Genomic DNA, 19,888 nt, shown 5'->3' with positions numbered 1-19,888 from the left:
TTTGGGCGGCGTTTTCATTTGGGAGTATGCAAACCTTCACATCAAACCGGCGAGCGCCTATAAGATCGCCAGAAGTCTGCTGAGAGCCAAAAACTTACTGTGAGGGTGTGATGGTAAAGATCGGTTTCGTGACTGTTTCCGACCGCGCAAGTCGCGGGGAGTACGAAGACCTTAGTGGCCCTGCCATGGAAGCGTGGCTGAAAAGCGCTGTCGTCACGCCTTATGAAACAATCCGCCGTGTCATTCCCGATGGCATGGAATCGGTACGCGACACGCTTATCGATCTTTGTGACAACGAGGCCTGTGATCTTATCCTGACCACGGGTGGCACGGGACCAAGCCCGCGCGATGAAACACCGGAAGCCATGCAGGCCGTTTTGCATAAGGAACTACCCGGTTTCGGCGAACTGATGCGCCGCGTCAGCCTGGAACAAACCCCGACCGCCATTCTATCCCGCCAAACGGCAGGCAGTCGCGGCAAGAGCTTCATCCTCAATCTTCCCGGTAAACCAGCTTCAATTGCCATGACCTTGCAGGCAATTTTTCCGGCAGTGCCTTATTGTCTCGACCTCATCGAAGCCGGGCGTATCGACACCGATCCGGCAGTCGTGAAAGCCCATCGACCGGGCTGAATTTTCGCCAGAGCTGTGTTTGCGGGCGTAGTAGAACGCACCTCGGGGCTCATGTCGCGACGAAATTGCGCAACCCAGCTTTGCGCTTTTGCATAATTTCCATGCTTGCTTTTCCCTGAGTCAGGACTGAATAATAGGGAAAAAGAAGGGGAATTAAGTGAAGCCATTTGACGAGATGCTCAACCATGGCGGGAATGTCCGCCAACCATATGAATTTCTCAAGCAGTGGCTCGACCAGCAGGACCCGCACAAACTTCTGCAGAAAAGCGATGACGCCGAAAGCGTTTTCCGCAAGACGGGCATCACCTTTGCTGTCTACGGCGATCAGGAAGCGGGCGAGCGCCTCATTCCCTTTGATATCATCCCGCGTATCATTTCAGGTCAGGAGTGGCGGCGTCTGTCGCAGGGCATCGAACAGCGTGTAATGGCGCTTAATGCCTTCCTCGATGACATTTATCACCGTCAGGAGATTGTCCGGGCAGGGCGCATTCCGAAAGACCTGATTTCCAAGAATGAAGCCTTCCTGCCTGAGATGATCGGTTTCCGTCCGCCGGGCAATGTCTACACCCATATTATCGGCGTCGATATCGTGCGCACCGCCGAGAACCAGTTCTATGTGCTGGAGGACAATGCCCGCACGCCATCCGGCGTTTCTTATATGCTGGAAAACCGCGAGACGATGATGCAGCTCTTTCCCGAGCTGTTTCAGAACGTCAAGGTTCGCCCGGTTGAGAATTATCCGCAATTGCTGCGCCAGTCGCTGGCAAGCGTTGCACCTCCCGGCACGCAGGATGTGCCAACTGTCGCGGTGTTGACACCCGGCATTTATAATTCAGCCTATTTTGAACACGCATTCCTTGCCGACCAGATGGGCGTCGAATTGGTCGAGGGAAGCGATCTGCGCGTCGTTGACGGACGTGTCGCGATGCGTACCACACAAGGTTATCGCGCTATCGACGTGCTCTATCGGCGTGTGGACGATGCGTTTCTCGACCCGCTGACATTCAGGCCGGATTCGACGCTCGGCGTTGCAGGCATCATGGATGTCTACCGGGCAGGGAATATCACGATTGCCAATGCGCCCGGAACCGGCATCGCCGACGACAAGGCGATCTATTCCTACATGCCGGAGATCGTGGAGTTCTATACGGGTCGCAAGGCCATTCTCGAAAATGTTCCGACCTGGCGTTGTTCCGAACCAGATAGCCTTGCTTATGTGCTCGACAATCTTGCCGAGCTTGTCGTCAAGGAAGTGCACGGCTCCGGTGGTTATGGAATGCTGGTAGGCCCCGCTTCAACAAAGGCTGAACGCGATGCTTTTTCAGAGAAACTGAAGGCAAGGCCGCGCAACTATATCGCGCAGCCCACGCTTGCGCTCTCAACGACGCCCATCTTTACCGAGAGCGGGCTGGCGCCACGCCATGTCGATCTGCGCCCATTTGTTCTGGTTTCGGATCGCATCCGCATCACACCCGGCGGGCTCACCCGCGTGGCATTGAAGGAGGGATCGCTTGTCGTGAATTCCAGCCAGGGCGGTGGAACCAAGGATACGTGGGTACTCGACGACTGAAACTGCATTAACGTGCTGCAACTGACGACAAGATCAGGGCGCGAAAAGGGGAATGATTTATGCTTCTTGGCCGTACGGCAAACGGACTTTACTGGATGTTCCGCTACATAGAGCGTGCCGAAAACATGGCACGTCTCGTCGATGCGGGGCTTCGCATGGCGCTGACGAAAACGTCTGACGCACCGGAGGAGTGGTCTTCGGTCGCGGTTTCAGCGGGTGCAAGTCAGGGCTTCTCTGCAAAATACGACGTCTATAACGCCGCCAATGTTGCGGACTTCCTGCTGCGCGATGCAGACAATCCATCAAGCGTGATGACCTGCATTGAAACCGCGCGTTCCAATGCCCGCATGGTGCGCACGGCGCTGACACGCGAGGCGTGGGAAAGCGTCAACGAAGCATGGATGTCACTGAAAAAGTCGCTGTGTAAGCCGTTGAAGGAAAGTGACCTTCCGCAGCTTCTCGACCAGATCAAGCGCGAGACGGCGCTCATTCGCGGCTCTTTCCATGGCACGATGCTGCGCAACGAAATCTTCGACTTCGCAAGCCTTGGTACTTTCATCGAACGCGCTGATAATACGGCTCGTATTCTCGATGTGAAATATTATGTCCTGCTGCCTGCGATATCCTATGTCGGCACGACGCTGGACAATTATCAATGGGAATCGATCCTGCGATCGGTATCTGCGCATCGTTCCTATCGCTGGGTCTATGACGGTGACTACCGTCCGGCACAGGTTGCGGATTACCTGATCCTGAATGGCCGTATGCCGCGTTCGCTCCATTACTGCTATCGCAGCATCGCCGAACATCTGGATTACCTGTCGAAAGATTATGGCAATCGTGCTGCCTGCCACGCGACAGCGGACAAAATCTATGCAAGCCTGCAAAATCAGGACATATCCGCGATCTTCGATGTGGGCTTGCATGAGTTTCTGACCGAATTCATCACTCGCAACAACCGGCTCGGCAACGAGATTGCTGAAACCTATAATTTCTATTGAGGTCTTCGCTTGCTGCTCAACATCCGGCACGTTTCACATTATCGCTATGAGCATCCGGTTCCTTATGCGGTGCAAAGGTTGCGGCTGCGTCCGCCAACGGTGCCGGGCCAGATGGTCAAGCACTGGGAGTTAAAAATCGAAGGCGGTGAGCCGGAGGTTTCCTATGTCGACGGCTTCGGCAACAAGACCGATCTGGTCCAGCATTCTCGCAATATCAATGAAATTGTCATAACCGCCAGCGGCAGCGTCGAGATGGAAGACCGGGCCGGAGTGCTTGGATCAGTCTATGGTTATGCGCCGCTCTGGCTCTTCGAGCGCGAGACGCCGCTGACTGCGCCGGGCGAACGCATCAAGGCGCTGGCAGCTGATCTCACGACCGGGCAGGAACGGCTTGCCCTGATGCACGATCTGATGAACACCATCCACAAGGCGGTCGCCTATATGCCGGGGACGACGAGCGTTTCAACGGATGCTGAAAGCGCTCTGGAAAGTGGGAAGGGCGTTTGCCAGGATCACACGCATGTTTTCCTTTCCACAGCCCGATTGATCGGCATTCCGGCGCGATACGTATCGGGATATCTGATGATGGAAGGTGTGGAAGAACAGACCGCAAGTCACGCATGGGCTGAAGCCCATATCGATGGCCTGGGATGGGTGGGGTTCGATGCCGCCAACAATATTTGCCCGAATGACCGTTACGTGCGGATTGCAACCGGCCTCGACTATCGTGATGCGGCCCCGATTTCCGGCGTTCGTCTGGGCGGCACGGTGGAAAGCCTTGCGGTTCACATCAATGTAGGGCAGTGATCTTTCTGGATAGCGAGTTGCCTGCCGGATATTGCTTATGACCTATTGTGTTGGAATGAAAATCGATCGTGGCCTTGTGTTCATGTCCGATACACGGACGAATGCCGGGCTCGACAATATTTCTGTCTTCTCAAAAATGCGAAGCTGGTCAGAGCCCGGCGAGCGCGTGATTGTTCTGCTTTCGGCGGGAAACCTCGCGACAACGCAAGCCGTTGCAAGTCTTCTGGAAGAACGGATGAAAGCTCCGGCAGACAGGCACCCCTCGGTTTTCGACGCGCCTTCCATGTTTCAGGTTGCGCGTCTTGTCGGTGACACCGTCAAGGAAGTGATCCAGAACTCCGCTACCGGTGGACAGAATGCCGATGCTTTCGGCGCATCGTTCATTCTCGGCGGACAGATCAAGGGCGGACAATCGCGCCTTTTCTATATCTATCCCGAAGGCAATTTTATCGAGAGCTCGGCCGATACGCCTTTTTTCCAGATTGGCGAGAACAAATATGGAAAACCGATCCTCGTGCGCGCTTATCAGGAGCAGATGAGTTTCGAGGAAGCGGTGAAGCTGCTGCTGGTTTCGTTCGATTCCACACTGAAAGCCAACCTTTCAGTTGGGCTTCCGCTCGACATGCAGATTTATGAAGCGGACAGTTTTGAAACTGGCGCTCGCAGACGGTTCGAGGCCACGGATCCTTATTATCAGACCGTATCGGAAAGCTGGTCGGAAGCGCTAAAATCCGCGTTGGAAAAATTGCCGCCGTTCAGTTTCGACGACGAGTAAAAAGGCCGGGCACTTTGCCCGGCCTTTTCGTATCGCATCAGTCCTTCGTTACGGTCTGAACATAGTTGGCATCGGCCACCATGTTGAAATCGTGCACATTCGGACCCGTCACAGCCGTTTCAATCTGCTGATAGATGATCGCGAACGGGCTTGTTTCCTGAAACTTCTTTTGAAGATCATGATACATCTTCTCACGTTTGGCTGTATCGCGCTCTTCAACAGCAGCCATTGTTTCCGCCGTCAGTTCCGGAATTTCCCAATGCGCCTGCCAGGCGTTGGTGCGCATCGAGACATCTTCGCCATTGTTTGGATTGTTGGTGAACGTGACCGCATTGGTATGCGGATCCCAATAATCCGGTCCCCATATACCCAGCGCCAACTGGTGCTTGCGTGCGCGAACCTTGGTGGTGGTCAGCTTGCCGTCACCCTGCAGGATTTCCACCTGAACGCCTGCCTTACCCATCGTCTGCTGAATGCTTTCCGCTATGCCGACGAATGGCTGGCTGTTACGTACATCGAGCGTCACCTTGAAACCGTCCTTGAGGCCAGCTTTGGCGAGAAGTTCCTTGGCTTTATCGACGTCGTAGGTGAATGGCTTGTCGCCGACAGCACCGAACATGCCGAGTGGCAGGAAGGACTGGTGCGTGCGACCGATACCCTTGATGAGCTTCGCTTCTATCGTATCGTAATCGACCAGGTATTTCAGTGCCTGCCGGACTTCGGGCTTTGCGAGTTCAGGTACATTCTGGTTGGCGACCAGATAATAGACGCGCCCCTTCGGGGCGTTGATGACATGGTATTTCTGATCCTTGCTCAATTCCTCGATATCGCCAGGTTCCAGATTGCGTGCAATGTCGATGTCGCCCGCCTGCAAGAGCAGGCGCTGCGAAACGCCTTCTTTCACGTGGCGATAGATAACGCGCTTCATTGCAGGTTTTGCATCGCTATAATTTTCGTTGCGCTCCAGAAGCAGGACTTCATTTGCGCGCCATTGCTTCAATGCGAAAGGACCGGAACCGGCGTAATTGGTCTTCAGCCATTCATAACCGAAATCGGTTTCGTAAGGAAAATCCTTGGTCTTCTCTGCCTTCTGCTCATGCTCCTTGACCAACTTGCTGTCGACAATCGACGCAACGCTGGATGTCAGACAGTTCAGGACGAAGCTTGGCGCAAACGCCTTGCCGGTCGTGAACACAAGCGTTTCGTCGTCGGTGGCAACAATATTCTGATCGGCATTATCGCGAGTGAGACCGAACTGGCTGAGAATGAAGGCCGGGCTCTTGTCGAGCTTGATCGCGCGCTGCAGCGAATAAGCGGCGTCGTGTGCCGTCAGCGGGTTGCCGGAGGCGAATTTTAGGCCCTTGCGGATTTTGAACGTGATCGACTTACCGTCATCGGAAAAGGCCCAGCTTTCGGCAATCTGGGGGATGATCTTCGTCGGGTCTTTGGTGTCAGTCGTGACGAGGCGTTCATAGGTGCTGGTGAGCACTTCAGACGTCGTGATCTCGAAGATTTCCGCCGGGTCGAGCGAAATGACGTCATCTATGCTCATGGCAATGACGAGCGTGTCAGTCGGTGTAGCTGCTTCCACTGCCTTGGGTGATGCCGATAGAAAGAGCGTGAATGCCAGTGCGGCTGGAATCGATGCGCGCAGCAGCTTTCGTGCAAGGCCATATCTTGTATGGTCTGCCTTCGAGTTATTCTGAATGAGTGACAGTATTACGGTCGTCATGCAACTTCCCCTCCGGGCTGTGCAATACGCATATGTTGCGCAATCGCAGCCCTGCATTGATGAAGCTTCAAGAGCCTGTCGCTTTGTTCGCGACTCTCTTCAAAGCTTCTCCATTACAGCCAGCTTTTGGGGAGGGGACAACGGTCTGATGAAATATTTTTCCGCGGAAATGCAAAAGCCGGAGGAAAATTCCCCCGGCTCAATTCATACAGTACAATCAGGCGATTAGAAGAACACTTTGAAGCGGTCGCCATCGTCCATGAAAGCCTTTTCAGCAAAAGGCTGTTCGTTCGAGCCGAACGGCATCTGTGCGCGGAGCTTCCACGAAGCCGGAACGTCCCAAGCCTTGGCGACTTCGTGGTCGATCAGCGGGTTGTAGTGCTGAAGGCTGGCACCAATGCCGGCGTTGGCGAGCGCGGTCCAGACCGAATGTTGCGCCATACCGCCCGACTGTTCAGACCAGACGGGGAAGTTGTCAGCGTAAAGCGGGAAGTTTTCCTGAAGACCCTTAACGACGTTCTGGTCTTCATAGAACAGAACCGTGCCTGCACCGGCGGAGAAGCTGTCGATTTTGGCTTCGGTCTGGGCGAAAGCGTCGGCAGGGACGATCTGGTGAAGTGTTTCCTTCACGATGTTCCACAGCCTGTCGCTCTCGGCGTCAAACAGGATCACAGCGCGCGAGCTCTGCGAATTAAACGAAGACGGCGTGTGCTTGACCGCTTCACGGATCAGCTCGGCGGTGTCTTCATTCGACAGCGGAAGGGACTTGCCCAGAGCGTACTGTGTGCGGCGCTTCTTGATGGAATTCAGCAGGGAATTGTTCATTATTCTGTCCTGTGTTTCAGCGGTCCAACAGGCTGTCTGGCTTGGGATTTTCAAGACAACCTCATGAATGATGTTGAGGGAAATATTGTTATTTTGGCTGTCGAAGCCAGCCCGTGTTTCTGAAACACACTGTCAACGATCCGTTGTTAGCCGGGTTTTACTGTTTACGTTTTGATCGTTGCGTCCATGTGCTATCCGCGCCCTGCAGGCATCTGAACAGCGCAACATCCCAGCTTTATGGGGTTTACAAGAGCGATTGTTTATCGGAATCTAACTAAAACAGTGGGATTTAAAAACGATAGTTTGACGACGCGCTTTTCTTATCGTTGTCGTGAAAAGGGACGAGGTCACGATAGTTTGAAGTCATTCATTATCATCGGAGCGGGCGCAAGCGGCATCATCCTGGCTGCACAATTGCTTCGGCGCTCACCAGATTCGACCGTGCGGATTTTCGAGCGTTCAGGTCAATTAGGGGCAGGCATCGCATACGCGACGGAAAATCCGAGCCATCTTCTCAATGTCCGCGCCAGCAATATGAGCGCATATCCCGATCAGCCGGATCATTTCCTGAACTGGTTGCAGTCGAGCGACATTGCCGCTCCCGGCCATTTGTGGGAGCCACACAGTTTTGCACCACGCAAACTCTACCGCTCCTATCTGAAGCATCTTATCGCGCCTTATCTTTCTGACGATGATACACGTTTGAAGGTTGAAAAGACCGGCGTCGTCGATGTCGCGCTGAAGGACGGCAGAGCAGCCGTTACCGCTGAGACAGGAGACACGTTCATTGCCGATGCGGTGATTGTGGCCACGGGAAATGAGGCCGCCATCGCGAAATCCGGCAATCACGTTACGGAATACTGGTCGAGCAATGGCTATTTCGATGTGCCGACAGATGCGCCGGTGACTATATTCGGCACAGGTCTGTCGATGATCGACAGCGTCCTGTCGCTGCTCGACAACGGGCATCGTGCGGAAATCTATGCGATCTCGCGCCGTGGGCTTCTTCCTGCGGTTCATGCCCCTGCGCAAGCTTTCCCGGTCGAGGCAGACGATCTCCCGCTATCGCTGGGCCTTTCCAAGCTTGTGCAGCACGTGCGTGCCATGATGACGGAAGCGGAAAAAACCGGTTCCGGCTGGCGTGGCGTGATGGATGGTCTGCGTCCGCATACACAACACATCTGGGCGAGCCTGCCGACGTCGCAACGCCGCAGCTTCCTCCGTCATCTGCGTCCTTGGTGGGATGTGCACCGGCATCGCATGGCACCGGCTGTCGCAGAGCGTATCGAAGCTGCCGTGAACAGCGGCCAGCTTAAAGTCGCGGCAGGCCATCTGGTTTCGGTGCGCGACCAAGGCGAGGAGATTGAAGTCCGTTATCGCCCTCGGCGTAGTGAGCATGTCGAAAAACTGCAGGTATCGACGGTTATTGATTGTCGTGGCGGCAATCCACGTTTTTCGACAACCCGCAATGCGGCACTGATCGGTCTCATGGAACATGGCTTGGCCCGACCGGATCCACTCGATCTCGGTTTTGACGTCACACGGGATCTGCAGATTCTCAATAAGCGAGGAGAGCCATCCGGTCCGTTTTTCGGTATCGGACCTGTTACGAAAGGCGCGTTCTGGGAGGTTACTGCCGTACCGGACATTCGTGTTCAGGCCGAACGGCTATCGGCGATTTTGCTTGAAGGATGAAGCCGCATCTGCGGTAAAATTCATGGCAAGTTTTGTGTCATCCGGCTGAAAGATTTTCAGGTCAGTATGGTCGACAATCAGGTATCGAGGTTCGCAGCAGTCGACAAATTATAGATTTTCCGGCGCAGGGAACGATAAAATGATTCAAATCTATGCGATAAGCCATTGAAAGCTATTGCCATAATGTTCCGTGGCCGGTCATAATAAGGCCATCGGAATATATGATTCCTCACTACAACTTGCCGGAGCGATTCTGTTGCTGTTTTCTTGAGCGGTGCCTGCTTCGGATCAACCTTGATTTCGGCTAGGAGGCCTGTGGCGCATGACGATGGACGGCAGAATGCTTTTCCTGCTTGTCCTTCTACCATTTCTTGGCAGCGCCATAACCGGCTTATTCAGGGGGGCGGATCGTAGCGGTTCGGCCTGGTTTACGGCAGCGATTGCGCTTGTTGCCTTTATTGTCACCGCCAGCCTTTATCCCATCGTGTCGGACGGCAAGGTGCTTCATGGCACTGTGGAATGGCTTCCGGCCTATGGCCTCAATGTCACCTTCCGAATGGATGGCTTCGCCTGGCTTTTCGCGATGCTCATCACGGGTATCGGCCTGCTGGTCGTCATTTATGCGCGTTATTACATGTCGCCCGAAGATCCCGTGCCGAGGTTCTTCTCGTTCCTGCTGTCCTTTATGGGATCGATGCTCGGCGTAGTTCTATCCGGCAATCTGATATTGCTCGCCGTGTTCTGGGAGCTGACCAGCATCTTCTCGTTCCTGCTGATCGGCTATTGGTATCATAATGCCAGTGCCCGCGACGGCGCACGTATGGCGCTGACCGTGACGGGTATCGGTGGTTTCTGTCTGCTGGCAGGCGTTCTGATCCTCGGCCATATTGTCGGAAGCTACGATCTCGACACAGTTCTGGCAGCGGGGAACATCGTTCGGACACATCCGCTTTATAGCGTGGCGCTCATTCTGATCCTGCTCGGTGCCTTTACGAAAAGCGCGCAGTTTCCGTTCCACTTCTGGCTTCCCAATGCGATGGCAGCGCCAACGCCCGTTTCGGCCTATCTGCATTCGGCCACCATGGTGAAGGCTGGCGTCTTCCTGCTGGCGCGCCTGTGGCCGGTTCTCAGCGGAACAGAAGAGTGGTTCTGGATCGTCGGTTCGGCAGGGCTGATCACGCTTCTGATTGCCAGCTTCTTCGCAGTTTTCCAGCAGGACCTCAAAGGGCTGCTTGCCTATTCGACCATCAGTAACCTTGGTCTGATTACCGTTCTGCTTTCTCTTGGCAGCCCACTTGCTGCGGTTGCCGCGATCTTTCACATGGTCAACCATGCGATTTTCAAGGCATCGCTGTTCATGGCTGCGGGCATCATCGATCATGAGACCGGCACGCGCGACATGCGAAAGCTGAGCGGGCTGTTGCGTCCCATGCCCTATACAGCAACGCTCGCCATGGTCGCGAGTGCGGCAATGGCAGGCGTACCGTTGCTCAACGGCTTTATTTCCAAGGAAATGTTCTTTGCTGAGGCGGTGGAAACGCACATGGCGTCGTGGCTCGATACGATCACGCCCTATGTCGCCACGATTGCCGGTATCTTCACGGTCGCCTATTCGGTGCGCTTTATTTATTCGACGTTCTTCGGACCACCACCGCATGACCTGCCGCATGAGCCGCACGAACCGCCGCACTGGATGCGTCGTCCCATCGAGCTTCTGGTGTTGCTTTGCCTGTTGATCGGCATCATTCCTGGCCTTTCCATCGGACCGTTTCTGCATTCGGCTGTTCTGTCGGTGCTGGGCAAGGCGACGCCAGAATATAGTCTCTCGGTCTGGCACGGCTTCAACCTGCCGCTGATGATGAGTATCGTCGCCATGATCGGCGGTATTCTTCTGCACTGGATGCTGAAAAACTATCTTGCCACCAGTGAAGACGGCCCCCCCTTATTCCGGCATTTGCAAGGGCAGCGCATTTTCGAACGTGTTCTCGTGACCTTGTCATGGAACTGGGCACGTAAGGCAGAATCCTTCCTCAGCACGCGTCGTCTGCAGCCGCAGCTCCGTATCGTGGTTGCGGTGGCCGTCCTTGCAGCTGCCTGGCCGATTTTCGTTTCCGGCTTGCAGTCAGGTTCGCTTGGCGCCCAGCCCGTGGACCCGATTTTTGCCGGACTTTGGATACTTGGTGGTGCCTGTGCTATCGGCGCAGCCTATCAGGCCAAGTACCACCGACTTGCGGCGTTGATCCTCCTCGGAGGGGCGGGGCTCGTTACCTGCATCACCTTCGTCTGGCTGTCCGCGCCCGATCTTGCTGTGACCCAGTTGCTGGTCGAGATCGTCACCACTGTTCTGCTGCTGCTCGGGCTTCGCTGGCTGCCGAAGCGTTGGGAAGATCCTGATCCGCTCCCGGTGCAGATAGGTCCGCGCATCCGCCGTTATCGCGACTTGTTGCTTGCAATCGGCAGTGGGGCAGGGGTCGCTGTCATCGCCTATGCTGTTATGACGCGTATTTCGCCCAGCAGCATCGGCGATTATTTCCTCGAAAACGCCTATTCAGGCGGCGGTGGCAAGAATGTCGTGAACGTCATTCTGGTCGACTTCCGTGCTTTCGATACGTTTGGCGAAATTGCCGTCCTCGGCATCGTGGGCCTCACGGTTTTTGCGCTCCTGCGTCGTTTCCGTCCTGCCCCTGACACAACCGGATCGACAGCCCAGCAGAAAATCCAGGACGCCTATGACGAGGCAGCGCCTGACCGCAAGGCAGGTGAAACACTGGCCGATTATCTGGCCGTGCCGTCCGTCATCATGCAATGGTTGTTCCCGGTTATCATTGTGCTGGCAGTGCATCTGTTCCTGCGCGGTCATGATCTGCCAGGCGGCGGATTCGCAGCCGGTATTACGCTCGCAATTGCATTTTTGCTGCAATATCTGGCGTCTGGTGCACGCGTGGTCGAGGACCGCTTACGCATTCTGCCATTGCGCTGGATCGGGCTCGGACTGCTGTTTGCAGCGGCAACAGGCGCGGGGTCGTGGTTCTTCGGCTATCCGTTCCTCACCACATTCTTCCAATATACGGAAATACCGCATATCGGAAAAATGCCGACAGCCAGCGCCCTGCTGTTCGATCTTGGCGTCTTCACCCTCGTGGTTGGCGCTACCGTGCTGGTTTTGATTGCACTCGCACACCAATCACTCCGTAAACACCGTGTCGAGAAGCTGGCCGCAACGAAGGAGGAGAACTGATGGAACTCGTTCTTGCTCTGGCAATCGGCGTGTTGATGGCATCCGGCGTTTGGCTCATTCTCCGCCCGCGTACCTTCCAGGTGGCAATCGGCCTGTCGCTGATTTCCTACGCGGTCAATCTCTTCATCTTTTCGATGGGACGCTTGCGCACGAATGCTGCCCCGGTGCTCGATAGCGGTGTTGACGTTCAGGCCGCACAATATACCGATCCGGTACCACAGGCGCTCGTACTGACCGCCATCGTCATCGGTTTCGCAATGACCGCACTTTTCCTTGTCGTGCTGCTCGCTTCGCGCGGGTTGACGCGTACGGACCACGTGGACGGCAAGGAGAACTGATGTTGGACTGGAAAACGCACCTCATCGTTGCTCCAATCATTCTGCCGCTCGTCACGGCAGCTGTCTTGCTGCTGTTCGATGAGCGCAAGCGCAAGCTCAAGATGGCCATCAACTCCATCTCGACATTGGGTTTGATCGCGATTGCCATCATGCTTGCTGGCATGGCGAGCAACAGGGCCCCTGACGCTCTGGTTTACCTGATCGGCAACTGGCCCGCACCGTTCGGCATCGTGCTGGTTCTGGATCGTCTCGCGGCCCTTATGCTTGTGCTGACCAGCCTGCTCGGCATGGCTTCACTCAGCTTCGCACTCGCGCACTGGCACAAAGCCAGCCCGCATTTCCATACAATCTTCCAGCTTTTGCTGATGGGGCTGAACGGCGCATTTCTGACTGGTGATCTGTTCAACCTCTTCGTGTTCTTCGAAGTGATGCTGGCGGCATCCTACGGCCTGGCGCTGCATGGATCAGGTCCGGCGCGCGTAAAGGCCGGCATGCATTATATTGCCGTCAATCTCGTCGCGTCGTCTCTGTTTCTGATCGGCGTCAGCCTGATCTATGGCGTGACCGGCACCTTGAATATGGCCGATCTTGCACAGAGAATTCCGCAGGTCGCAGCTGAAGATCGTATGCTGCTTGAAGCAGGTGCTGCGGTTCTGGGCGTTGCCTTCCTCGTCAAGGCAGGCATGTGGCCGCTCAATTTCTGGCTTGCGCCAACCTATACGGCAGCAGCAGCACCGGTGGCGGCGGTCTTCGCCATCATGAGCAAGGTCGGCATTTACGTCCTTTTGCGCCTGTCGCCTCTGATGTTCGGCATCGGTGCCGGTTCTTCCTATGGTTTCGGCAATGACTGGCTCTATTTCGGTGGAATGGTCACACTGGCCTTCGGCCTGATCGGGGTGGTCGCATCGCAAGCAATGGGACGTCTTGCCAGCTATAGTATCCTCGTATCCTCGGGCACGTTGCTGGCTGCCATTGGCAGCGGTAACACCGCCATGACCGGCGCCGCGCTGTTCTATATGGTGAGTTCCACGCTTACCATCGCGGCTTTTTTCCTGCTGATCGAACTGATCGAACGCGGTCAAGATGCGGCTGCAAACGTTCTCGCCGTTACCATGGAAGCCTATGGTGACGATGAGGAGGAAGAAGACGAAGACGAAGTCGGGGCTGTGTTGCCCGCAACCCTTGCCGTCCTGGGAACGTTTTTCGGCATTTGTGCGATATTGCTGATCGGCCTGCCGCCATTCTCTGGATTCATTGCCAAATTCCTGATTCTGGCAGCGGTTTTCAACGGCGACAGTCCGACACCGCAGCTCGCAATGCCAGTCAGTCCGGCAAGCTGGGCTTTGGTCGCGCTCCTTCTGCTGTCTGGTCTTTCAGCACTGATCGCGATGACACGTACCGGCATTCGCACGTTTTGGGCATCGCTCGAAGGCAACGTGCCACGCGTTCTGGTCCGGGAAGTCGTTCCGATTGCGGGGCTTCTGGCGATCTGTCTGGCGCTGACAATCGCTGCCGGCCCGGCGATGCGTTATATGGATGAAACGGCGCGTTCGCTGCATAATCCCGCATCCTATATCAGCAGTGTCCTCAACGCGCCGCGCGCAGGCACCGAAACGGAGGGGGCACAGTGAAAAAGATCCTGCCTTACCCGCTTCTGTTCGCCTCGTTGCTCCTGTTCTGGCTGCTTTTGAACGGCTTCACTCGGGCACAGCTCCTGCTTGGCGCGATCATCGCGCTCGTGGCGTGTCTCATCATGACGGCCCTGCAACCGCAGAAGAACCATATTCGTTCCATCCCGACGATGCTCTTGCTGTTCGGCACCATGAGCTACGACATCCTGCAATCCAATATCGCGGTGGCTGGCATCATTCTGTCACGCAAGCGCAAGCGGCGTCCGGGCTTTGTCGTTATCCAGCTCGATCTGGAAAACCGGACCGCTCTCGCCGTTCTCGCCTGCATAATTACAGCGACGCCGGGCACGGCCTGGGTGGATTACAACGCTGCAAGGCACGAACTGACCATCCACGTACTCGATCTGGATGATGCGCAGGCGTGGCGGGACACGATCAAGGGAAGATATGAGCAGCCGCTCATCAAGATATTCGGAGCGGCAGACGTCATGGAAGAGGAGAAATCCGCATGAGTGCAGTCATCATCTTCTGGTCCCTGCTTGCTTCTCAGCTGATGCTTCTTGGCGCTCTGGCTTGTGTGGTTTATCGGCTGCTTGTAGGCCCGCGTGCGCAGGATCGCATTCTTGCGGCCGATGCGCTCTACCTCAACGCGCTGCTTCTCCTGATCACGTTCGGCATACGCACGGGCAGCATCATTTATTTCGAGACGGCGCTGATTATCGCTCTTCTGGGTTTCGTTGCCACCGTGGCGCTTTCAAAATTCCTCATGCGCGGGGAGGTGATTGAGTGATCAATGCAGGTGAACTTCCCGTATGGGCCGCTGTGATCATTGCGTTTTTTCTGGTCTCCGGCGCCTTCCTGACACTCGTTGGATGCATCGGACTCGTCCGCTTCAAAAGCTTTTACGAGCGTGTTCACGCCCCCACGCTTGGCTCGTCGTTTGGTGCTGGCGGAATCTTGATCGCTTCGATCATATTTTTCTCCATCTTGCAATCGAAGCCGATTCTGCATGAAGTGCTGATTACCGTCTTTGTGGTCGTCACAACGCCGGTAACGCTCATGCTGCTCAGCCGCGCCGTGATCCATCGCGACAGAACGCAGGACAGCAAGGAGCTGCCTTCATCTTCCGACCCGCTATAGGTCTGTAGGTATCATGCTTGAGGGTGCGGAGAGGGCGGAAAGCTTGCGTTTTCCGTCGCACCAAATGGGGAAATTCGCTGCTCCGTCATGGAAGCAGCGGCTGTTGCTTCCGGGCTGACCGGAGACCTGTTTTGGAGTTCGCTTCAAGACCGGCTATCCTGCTGATCGGAAACATTATCTGCCATTTGCCGAATCTCTGGCCTGACTGCCCACCGACTGCGGAGCGGAAGCGGTGGCCTATCGTGTTTTCGGGCATTTGGAGGAGTGTCCGGGGCTGCGGCCAATTGTCCATTCGGGCTTTCGCCCGGGACAAACGGATTGAAGGTTCAAGCCATTTGAATTATCTGAATTTCAGTAATTTCTGAAAGTTCAGAATTTACGGGAGAGAGAATTTTGGAATTGTCGCCAATCGTTCAGTCGTTCGTGCTCCACTTCGGAGAAATGGGCAGCCGTTGGGGCATCAACCGCACCGTGGGGCAGATCTATGCACTGCTTTACGTGTCGCCTGAGCCTCTTTGCGCTGACCAGATCGTCGATGCTCTCGGTGTGTCACGTTCGAATGTGTCCATGGGTATTCGTGAATTGCAGGGCTGGAATCTGGTGCTGCTGAAGCACATTCCCGGTGATCGCCGCGATTTCTTCACGACGCCCGACGATGTGTGGCAGATTCTGCGCACGCTCGCTGAAGAGCGCAAGAAGCGCGAGATCGATCCCACGCTCTCGGTTCTGCGTGAAATCCTGATGGAGCAGCCGAAAGGCGACAGCGATCTTTATGCGCAGGATCGCATGAAGGACATGTACGGCCTGATCGAAAGGCTGACCAACTGGTACGACGACGTCAAGCGACTCGATACCGACCGTTTGACAAGTCTTCTGGCGCTTGGCGCCAAGGTGACCCGCTTCCTTGAAACCACGGACAGGATCGTGGCGCTCGGACGCGGGCGAACATCGGCCAAAAAGGAGCCTAAGAGAGAGTGACGTCCGTTGTCCCCCGAACGGAAACTTTGACGGCAGAAGACGGCGAAGCGGCAAGCGACCAACAAGGTTCGCGCCGCTCGCAGCGTCGTCCTGTTCCGTCTTTGCTGAAGCGGGGGGCATATCTTCAGGCGTTAGCCGCACTTTTGTGGCTGCCGCAAGCGGGCATTCTCGCATACGCAATCGGACGACTGGCCGACACTGGCTTCGATAATTCCATCTATTACAGCGCGGCGGGCATATTCGTTCTCGGCTGTCTGCGCAGCCTTCTTGATAGTGCAGGTGCTACCAAAGCTTTCGACGCCGCCCGACTGGAACTTTCCCGACTTCGAACCAATGCTGTTTCAGCGCTTGCGCAACGTTCGCCGCTTGATGTGACGCGCCCGTCATCCGGTGAGGCGGCAAGTATTCTTGCCGAACAGGCGGAAATGGTCGTTCCTTATCTGTCGCGCTTCGTGCCGGTCCGCATCCGCGTGATGCTGATCCCATTCGCAATACTTGCCGTCGTACTCTGGTATTCCTGGGCTGCAGCACTTGTCCTGATGGTGGCCGCACCGCTGATACCGATCTTTATGGCATTGATCGGCTGGCGTGCAAAGGCCGCCAGCGAAAAGCAACTGACAGCCCTTGGCGGAATGAACGGCTTTCTGCTTGACCGTCTGCGCGGCCTTGCAACCATTCGCACATTCCATGCCGTGGACGCGACGGCGAACCGGCTGCGCCAGAACGCCGAAACCTTGCGTTCCAAGACGATGTCTGTCCTGCGCATCGCATTTCTGTCTTCGGCTGTGCTTGAACTCTTCGCTGCTATCGGCGTTGCCATGGTCGCGGTTTATATCGGCTTCCATCTGCTGGGCCAGCTCAACTTCGGAGCGTGGGGCCATAAGCTGACTTTGGCCGAAGGTCTTTTCGTCCTGCTTCTATCGCCTGCATTCTTCGAACCATTGCGCGATCTTTCAGCGGTCTGGCACGACCGTGCAGCGGGCGAAGCTTCAATTGATGCACTGGAAAAGCTGGCTGAACATCCGATGCCAATTGTCGGCAAGGTTGGAAGCCACGCAGCAACTGGTGATGCTCCTACCGTAACTCTACACAATATCGACTTTGGTTATGGGACTGGGGGCAAGGTTCTCACCGCATTCAATCTCGATATTGCGGCAGGCGAGCACGTGGCTCTGCTGGCGCCGAGCGGCTATGGGAAATCGACTGTTCTGGCCCTTGTTGCCGGGCTGACGGCTCCTCAAACTGGCCAAATTGAAATCGGTGGAATCGGGTTGGCCGAAGATACAGCAGAGGCGCTTCGCTCAAGGATGAGCTGGATCGGACAGAAGCCGCATATCTTTGCCGGTTCTGCTCGTCAGAACATCACGCTCGGTCGGCAAGCCGATGTGGAAACCACCAAAGCCATCATTGATGACATGGCGCTCGGTCATGTTCTGGGTGTCACCGGCAACAGTCTCATCGGCGAGAACGGTGCGGGAATATCCGGTGGCGAAGCCCTGCGGCTGGCGCTGTCTCGAGCGGCAGTTGATCTCAATGCCGATATTATCCTGGCCGATGAACCTACAGCCCATCTTGACCAGGAAACCGCGAAGGTCATTGCCGACAGCCTTCTCAGGCTAGCCAAAGGCAAGACGCTCATCGTCGCTACCCATGACGAAACCCTTGCCCGCAGGATGGACCGTATCGTCCGTCTGGACGGCAGCGTGGATAACGATCCTGTCTGGCAGAGGAGGGCGGCAGAATGAACGGTTTTCAATCGTTGCAACCGATCCTGCGCCTCTTTTTCCGCACCAAGGGGACAGCACTTCTTGCCGGTATCGCGACGGCTACTGTAACGGTCCTTGCCGGTATCGCTCTTCTCGGCCTGTCAGGCTGGTTCATAACGGCAACGGCGATTGCGGGCTTGAGCATGGCGACGGCGGTTGTGTTCGATGTGTTCGCTCCTGCAGCCGGTATTCGTCTGCTGGCGATCCTGCGTACCGGTTCGCGTTATCTGGAGCGGCTCGTCACCCATGATGCAACGCTTGCGATCCTTGCCGCACTGCGCGAAAAGCTGTTCCGTAGCTGGGCGCGCCCGACCGCTGCAAACGCGCTATTGAAGCGCCCTGCGCGTCTCCTGTTCCGCCTGACGGCAGACATTGATGCACTCGACTCGCTTTATCTGCGCGTGGTGGTGCCTGTCGGTGCTGCACTCGCTACCGCGCTTGTGGCTGGCATCGCTCTCGGCCTGATGAGCCCCCTTTTCGGGTTGCTGGTTGCTCTTGTCCTGCTTGTTGCCGGTCTGGGCCTTCCGCTTGCTGCGGCTCGTCGTTCCGAAAAATCCATGCGACAACGAGCAAAAGGTACGGAAGCGCTGCGCGCCCGTACCGTCGATCTCGTTGCCGGGCAGACTGAACTTCTTATGGCTGGGCGCCTCGAAGATCAGAAGCTGGCTTTGGTCCGTGCAGACGGCTATGTCGCCGCTTCGGATCGCAAGCTTAATCGCATAGAGATCGCTACCGGGGCTGGTTTCGGCATTGTTCACGCTGCGTTGCTTGCAGGTGGCCTTGTCGCCGTTGGTTTGCTGATGCAGTCAGGAATGATCGGTGCGCCCGTCGCAGCGCTCGGAATGCTTATCATTCTTGGTGCGATGGAGCCGTTTTCAGCATTGCGGCGCGGCGCGATGGAACTCGGGCGCACGATACTTGCTGCCAAGCGGGTTGCACCTCAACTGAACGATGACGCTGAACTAACGGCACCCAAAAAACCTGAGAATGGCGTAGCGGTTCATCTGAAAAACGTGTCGGTTCGTCACGAGGGCGCGGATCACGATGCCCTCAAAAACCTCGATCTCGATATTGCAGCGGGTGAGCGTATTGCCGTCGTCGGCACAAGCGGCGCAGGCAAATCGACCTTGTTCAATCTCCTTGCCGGAGAAATTCCGGCTGATCAGGGCAGCGTTTCGGTTTTGCCCGCGCGCCTTCTCACGCAGCGGACAGAGCTATTTCAGGATAGTCTTCGCGACAATCTCCGGCTGGCGCGTGCCGATGCGAGCGATGAGGAACTGATTGACGCTTTGCGGGCTGCGGGCCTTGGCGCGTTTATCGATGAATTGCCTGCCGGACTGGACGCAATGCTGGGTGAGGGCGGACTGGGACTTTCGGGCGGGCAAGCACGTCGTCTGGCCCTGGCGCGGCTTTTCCTGACCGATGCGCCGCTCTGGCTACTGGATGAACCGACCGAAGGTCTCGATAACGCAACCGCACAGGATGTTCTCGATCGCCTCAAGGCGAGAGCAGGTTCTCGCGCATTGCTGATCGCAACGCATATCAGTCGCGAAGCGCGAATTTGCGAACGGATCATTGTTTTAAATCAAGGCGCTCTAGTTGAGTCTGTAGGTAAGAGTTCGCCGCGCTTCGGCGAAATCCTCGAAACCATGAGGTGAGCTGCGCGGACATGGAAATGATTTGAAGTCCGTGTCCATATCTGGACCGATATTTGAAATTGAAGCGGAGTACGGTTTCCAGGAAGCCGCCGTTTTCAAAAG

17 protein-coding genes are annotated in these 19,888 nt (G+C 56.0%); 15 read left to right on the top strand and 2 right to left on the bottom strand.

Annotation, left to right across the window (positions count from 1 at the left end):
- Positions 1-110 precede the first annotated feature (110 nt).
- The 5 genes from mog (at position 111) to OHI65_RS00150 (ending at position 4,785) form a co-directional block, all read left to right on the top strand.
- Positions 111-632 carry a molybdopterin adenylyltransferase gene (gene mog / locus OHI65_RS00170; RefSeq protein ID WP_010658721.1) on the top strand — a complete coding sequence of 174 codons (522 nt, stop codon included), beginning with the start codon at positions 111-113 and terminating at the stop codon, positions 630-632.
- A 157-nt stretch (positions 633-789) separates the two neighbouring features.
- Complete coding sequence (locus OHI65_RS00165; RefSeq protein WP_010658722.1) at positions 790-2,202, top strand: circularly permuted type 2 ATP-grasp protein; 1,413 nt, start codon at positions 790-792, stop codon at positions 2,200-2,202.
- A 59-nt stretch (positions 2,203-2,261) separates the two neighbouring features.
- Positions 2,262-3,203: an alpha-E domain-containing protein gene (locus OHI65_RS00160; RefSeq protein WP_010658723.1), complete on the top strand. Its 942-nt coding sequence runs from the start codon at positions 2,262-2,264 to the stop codon at positions 3,201-3,203.
- A gap of 9 nt (positions 3,204-3,212) precedes the next feature.
- A complete protein-coding gene (locus OHI65_RS00155) occupies positions 3,213-4,010 on the top strand; it encodes a transglutaminase family protein (protein ID WP_012092932.1) in 798 nt (265 codons plus the stop codon).
- Between the two features lie 37 nt (positions 4,011-4,047).
- Positions 4,048-4,785, top strand: coding sequence for a proteasome-type protease (locus tag OHI65_RS00150; RefSeq protein WP_125300633.1), 738 nt, complete (start codon positions 4,048-4,050; stop codon positions 4,783-4,785).
- Between the two features lie 37 nt (positions 4,786-4,822).
- Here the strand turns inward: OHI65_RS00150 and OHI65_RS00145 are convergent, their stop codons facing one another.
- Both OHI65_RS00145 and OHI65_RS00140 read right to left on the bottom strand, forming a co-directional pair.
- Complete coding sequence (locus tag OHI65_RS00145; protein WP_125300632.1) at positions 4,823-6,517, bottom strand: ABC transporter substrate-binding protein; 1,695 nt, start codon at positions 6,515-6,517, stop codon at positions 4,823-4,825.
- A 225-nt stretch (positions 6,518-6,742) separates the two neighbouring features.
- Positions 6,743-7,342 (bottom strand): nitroreductase family protein, encoded by a 600-nt coding sequence (locus tag OHI65_RS00140; RefSeq protein WP_125300631.1) that lies wholly within the window; start codon positions 7,340-7,342, stop codon positions 6,743-6,745.
- A gap of 357 nt (positions 7,343-7,699) precedes the next feature.
- Here OHI65_RS00140 and OHI65_RS00135 point away from each other — a divergent pair, with 357 nt between their 5' ends.
- From OHI65_RS00135 to cydC, 10 genes are all read left to right on the top strand, one after another.
- Positions 7,700-9,037, top strand: coding sequence for an FAD/NAD(P)-binding protein (locus OHI65_RS00135; protein ID WP_125300630.1), 1,338 nt, complete (start codon positions 7,700-7,702; stop codon positions 9,035-9,037).
- A 322-nt stretch (positions 9,038-9,359) separates the two neighbouring features.
- Positions 9,360-12,275, top strand: coding sequence for a monovalent cation/H+ antiporter subunit A (locus tag OHI65_RS00130; RefSeq protein ID WP_010658729.1), 2,916 nt, complete (start codon positions 9,360-9,362; stop codon positions 12,273-12,275).
- Positions 12,275-12,613: a Na+/H+ antiporter subunit C gene (locus OHI65_RS00125; RefSeq protein ID WP_010658730.1), complete on the top strand. Its 339-nt coding sequence runs from the start codon at positions 12,275-12,277 to the stop codon at positions 12,611-12,613. Before OHI65_RS00130 ends, OHI65_RS00125 begins: the two co-directional genes overlap by 1 nt.
- A 2-nt stretch (positions 12,614-12,615) precedes the next feature.
- Positions 12,616-14,244 (top strand): monovalent cation/H+ antiporter subunit D, encoded by a 1,629-nt coding sequence (locus OHI65_RS00120; RefSeq protein WP_040128694.1) that lies wholly within the window; start codon positions 12,616-12,618, stop codon positions 14,242-14,244.
- A complete protein-coding gene (locus OHI65_RS00115; protein ID WP_010658732.1) occupies positions 14,241-14,756 on the top strand; it encodes a Na+/H+ antiporter subunit E in 516 nt (171 codons plus the stop codon). The genes OHI65_RS00120 and OHI65_RS00115 overlap by 4 nt, the downstream gene beginning before the upstream one ends.
- A complete protein-coding gene (locus OHI65_RS00110; protein WP_125300629.1) occupies positions 14,753-15,034 on the top strand; it encodes a K+/H+ antiporter subunit F in 282 nt (93 codons plus the stop codon). The genes OHI65_RS00115 and OHI65_RS00110 overlap by 4 nt, the downstream gene beginning before the upstream one ends.
- A complete protein-coding gene (gene mnhG / locus OHI65_RS00105; protein ID WP_010658734.1) occupies positions 15,031-15,384 on the top strand; it encodes a monovalent cation/H(+) antiporter subunit G in 354 nt (117 codons plus the stop codon). Before OHI65_RS00110 ends, mnhG begins: the two co-directional genes overlap by 4 nt.
- 393 nt (positions 15,385-15,777) lie before the next feature.
- The gene (locus OHI65_RS00100; RefSeq protein WP_012092941.1) at positions 15,778-16,362 is read left to right on the top strand and encodes a GbsR/MarR family transcriptional regulator; all 585 of its coding nucleotides are present in this window, start codon (positions 15,778-15,780) and stop codon (positions 16,360-16,362) included.
- Positions 16,359-18,107, top strand: a complete 1,749-nt coding sequence (gene cydD, locus OHI65_RS00095; RefSeq protein ID WP_125300628.1) for a thiol reductant ABC exporter subunit CydD — start codon at positions 16,359-16,361, stop codon at positions 18,105-18,107. Before OHI65_RS00100 ends, cydD begins: the two co-directional genes overlap by 4 nt.
- Positions 18,104-19,786: a thiol reductant ABC exporter subunit CydC gene (gene cydC / locus OHI65_RS00090; protein ID WP_125300627.1), complete on the top strand. Its 1,683-nt coding sequence runs from the start codon at positions 18,104-18,106 to the stop codon at positions 19,784-19,786. The genes cydD and cydC overlap by 4 nt, the downstream gene beginning before the upstream one ends.
- Positions 19,787-19,888 lie beyond the last annotated feature (102 nt).

Origin of the sequence: Brucella sp. MAB-22 (genome assembly GCF_025908475.1) — a bacterium.
GTDB classification, from domain to species: Bacteria; Pseudomonadota; Alphaproteobacteria; order Rhizobiales; family Rhizobiaceae; genus Brucella; species Brucella anthropi.
Note: the sequence above shows the minus strand (reverse complement) of the source record. Positions and strands in the feature narration are given on the sequence as shown.

Bases quoted from the DNA above. Each gene is read 5' to 3' on its own strand.
- OHI65_RS00140 (WP_125300631.1), bottom strand. From the start codon at position 7,342: ATGAACAATTCCCTGCTGAATTCCATCAAGAAGCGCCGCACACAGTAC.
- OHI65_RS00145 (WP_125300632.1), bottom strand. From the start codon at position 6,517: ATGACGACCGTAATACTGTCACTCATTCAGAATAACTCGAAGGCAGAC.
- OHI65_RS00160 (WP_010658723.1), top strand. From the start codon at position 2,262: ATGCTTCTTGGCCGTACGGCAAACGGACTTTACTGGATGTTCCGCTAC.
- mog (WP_010658721.1), top strand. From the start codon at position 111: ATGGTAAAGATCGGTTTCGTGACTGTTTCCGACCGCGCAAGTCGCGGG.
- OHI65_RS00130 (WP_010658729.1), top strand. From the start codon at position 9,360: ATGACGATGGACGGCAGAATGCTTTTCCTGCTTGTCCTTCTACCATTT.
- cydC (WP_125300627.1), top strand. From the start codon at position 18,104: ATGAACGGTTTTCAATCGTTGCAACCGATCCTGCGCCTCTTTTTCCGC.
- OHI65_RS00150 (WP_125300633.1), top strand. From the start codon at position 4,048: ATGACCTATTGTGTTGGAATGAAAATCGATCGTGGCCTTGTGTTCATG.
- OHI65_RS00110 (WP_125300629.1), top strand. From the start codon at position 14,753: ATGAGTGCAGTCATCATCTTCTGGTCCCTGCTTGCTTCTCAGCTGATG.
- OHI65_RS00125 (WP_010658730.1), top strand. From the start codon at position 12,275: ATGGAACTCGTTCTTGCTCTGGCAATCGGCGTGTTGATGGCATCCGGC.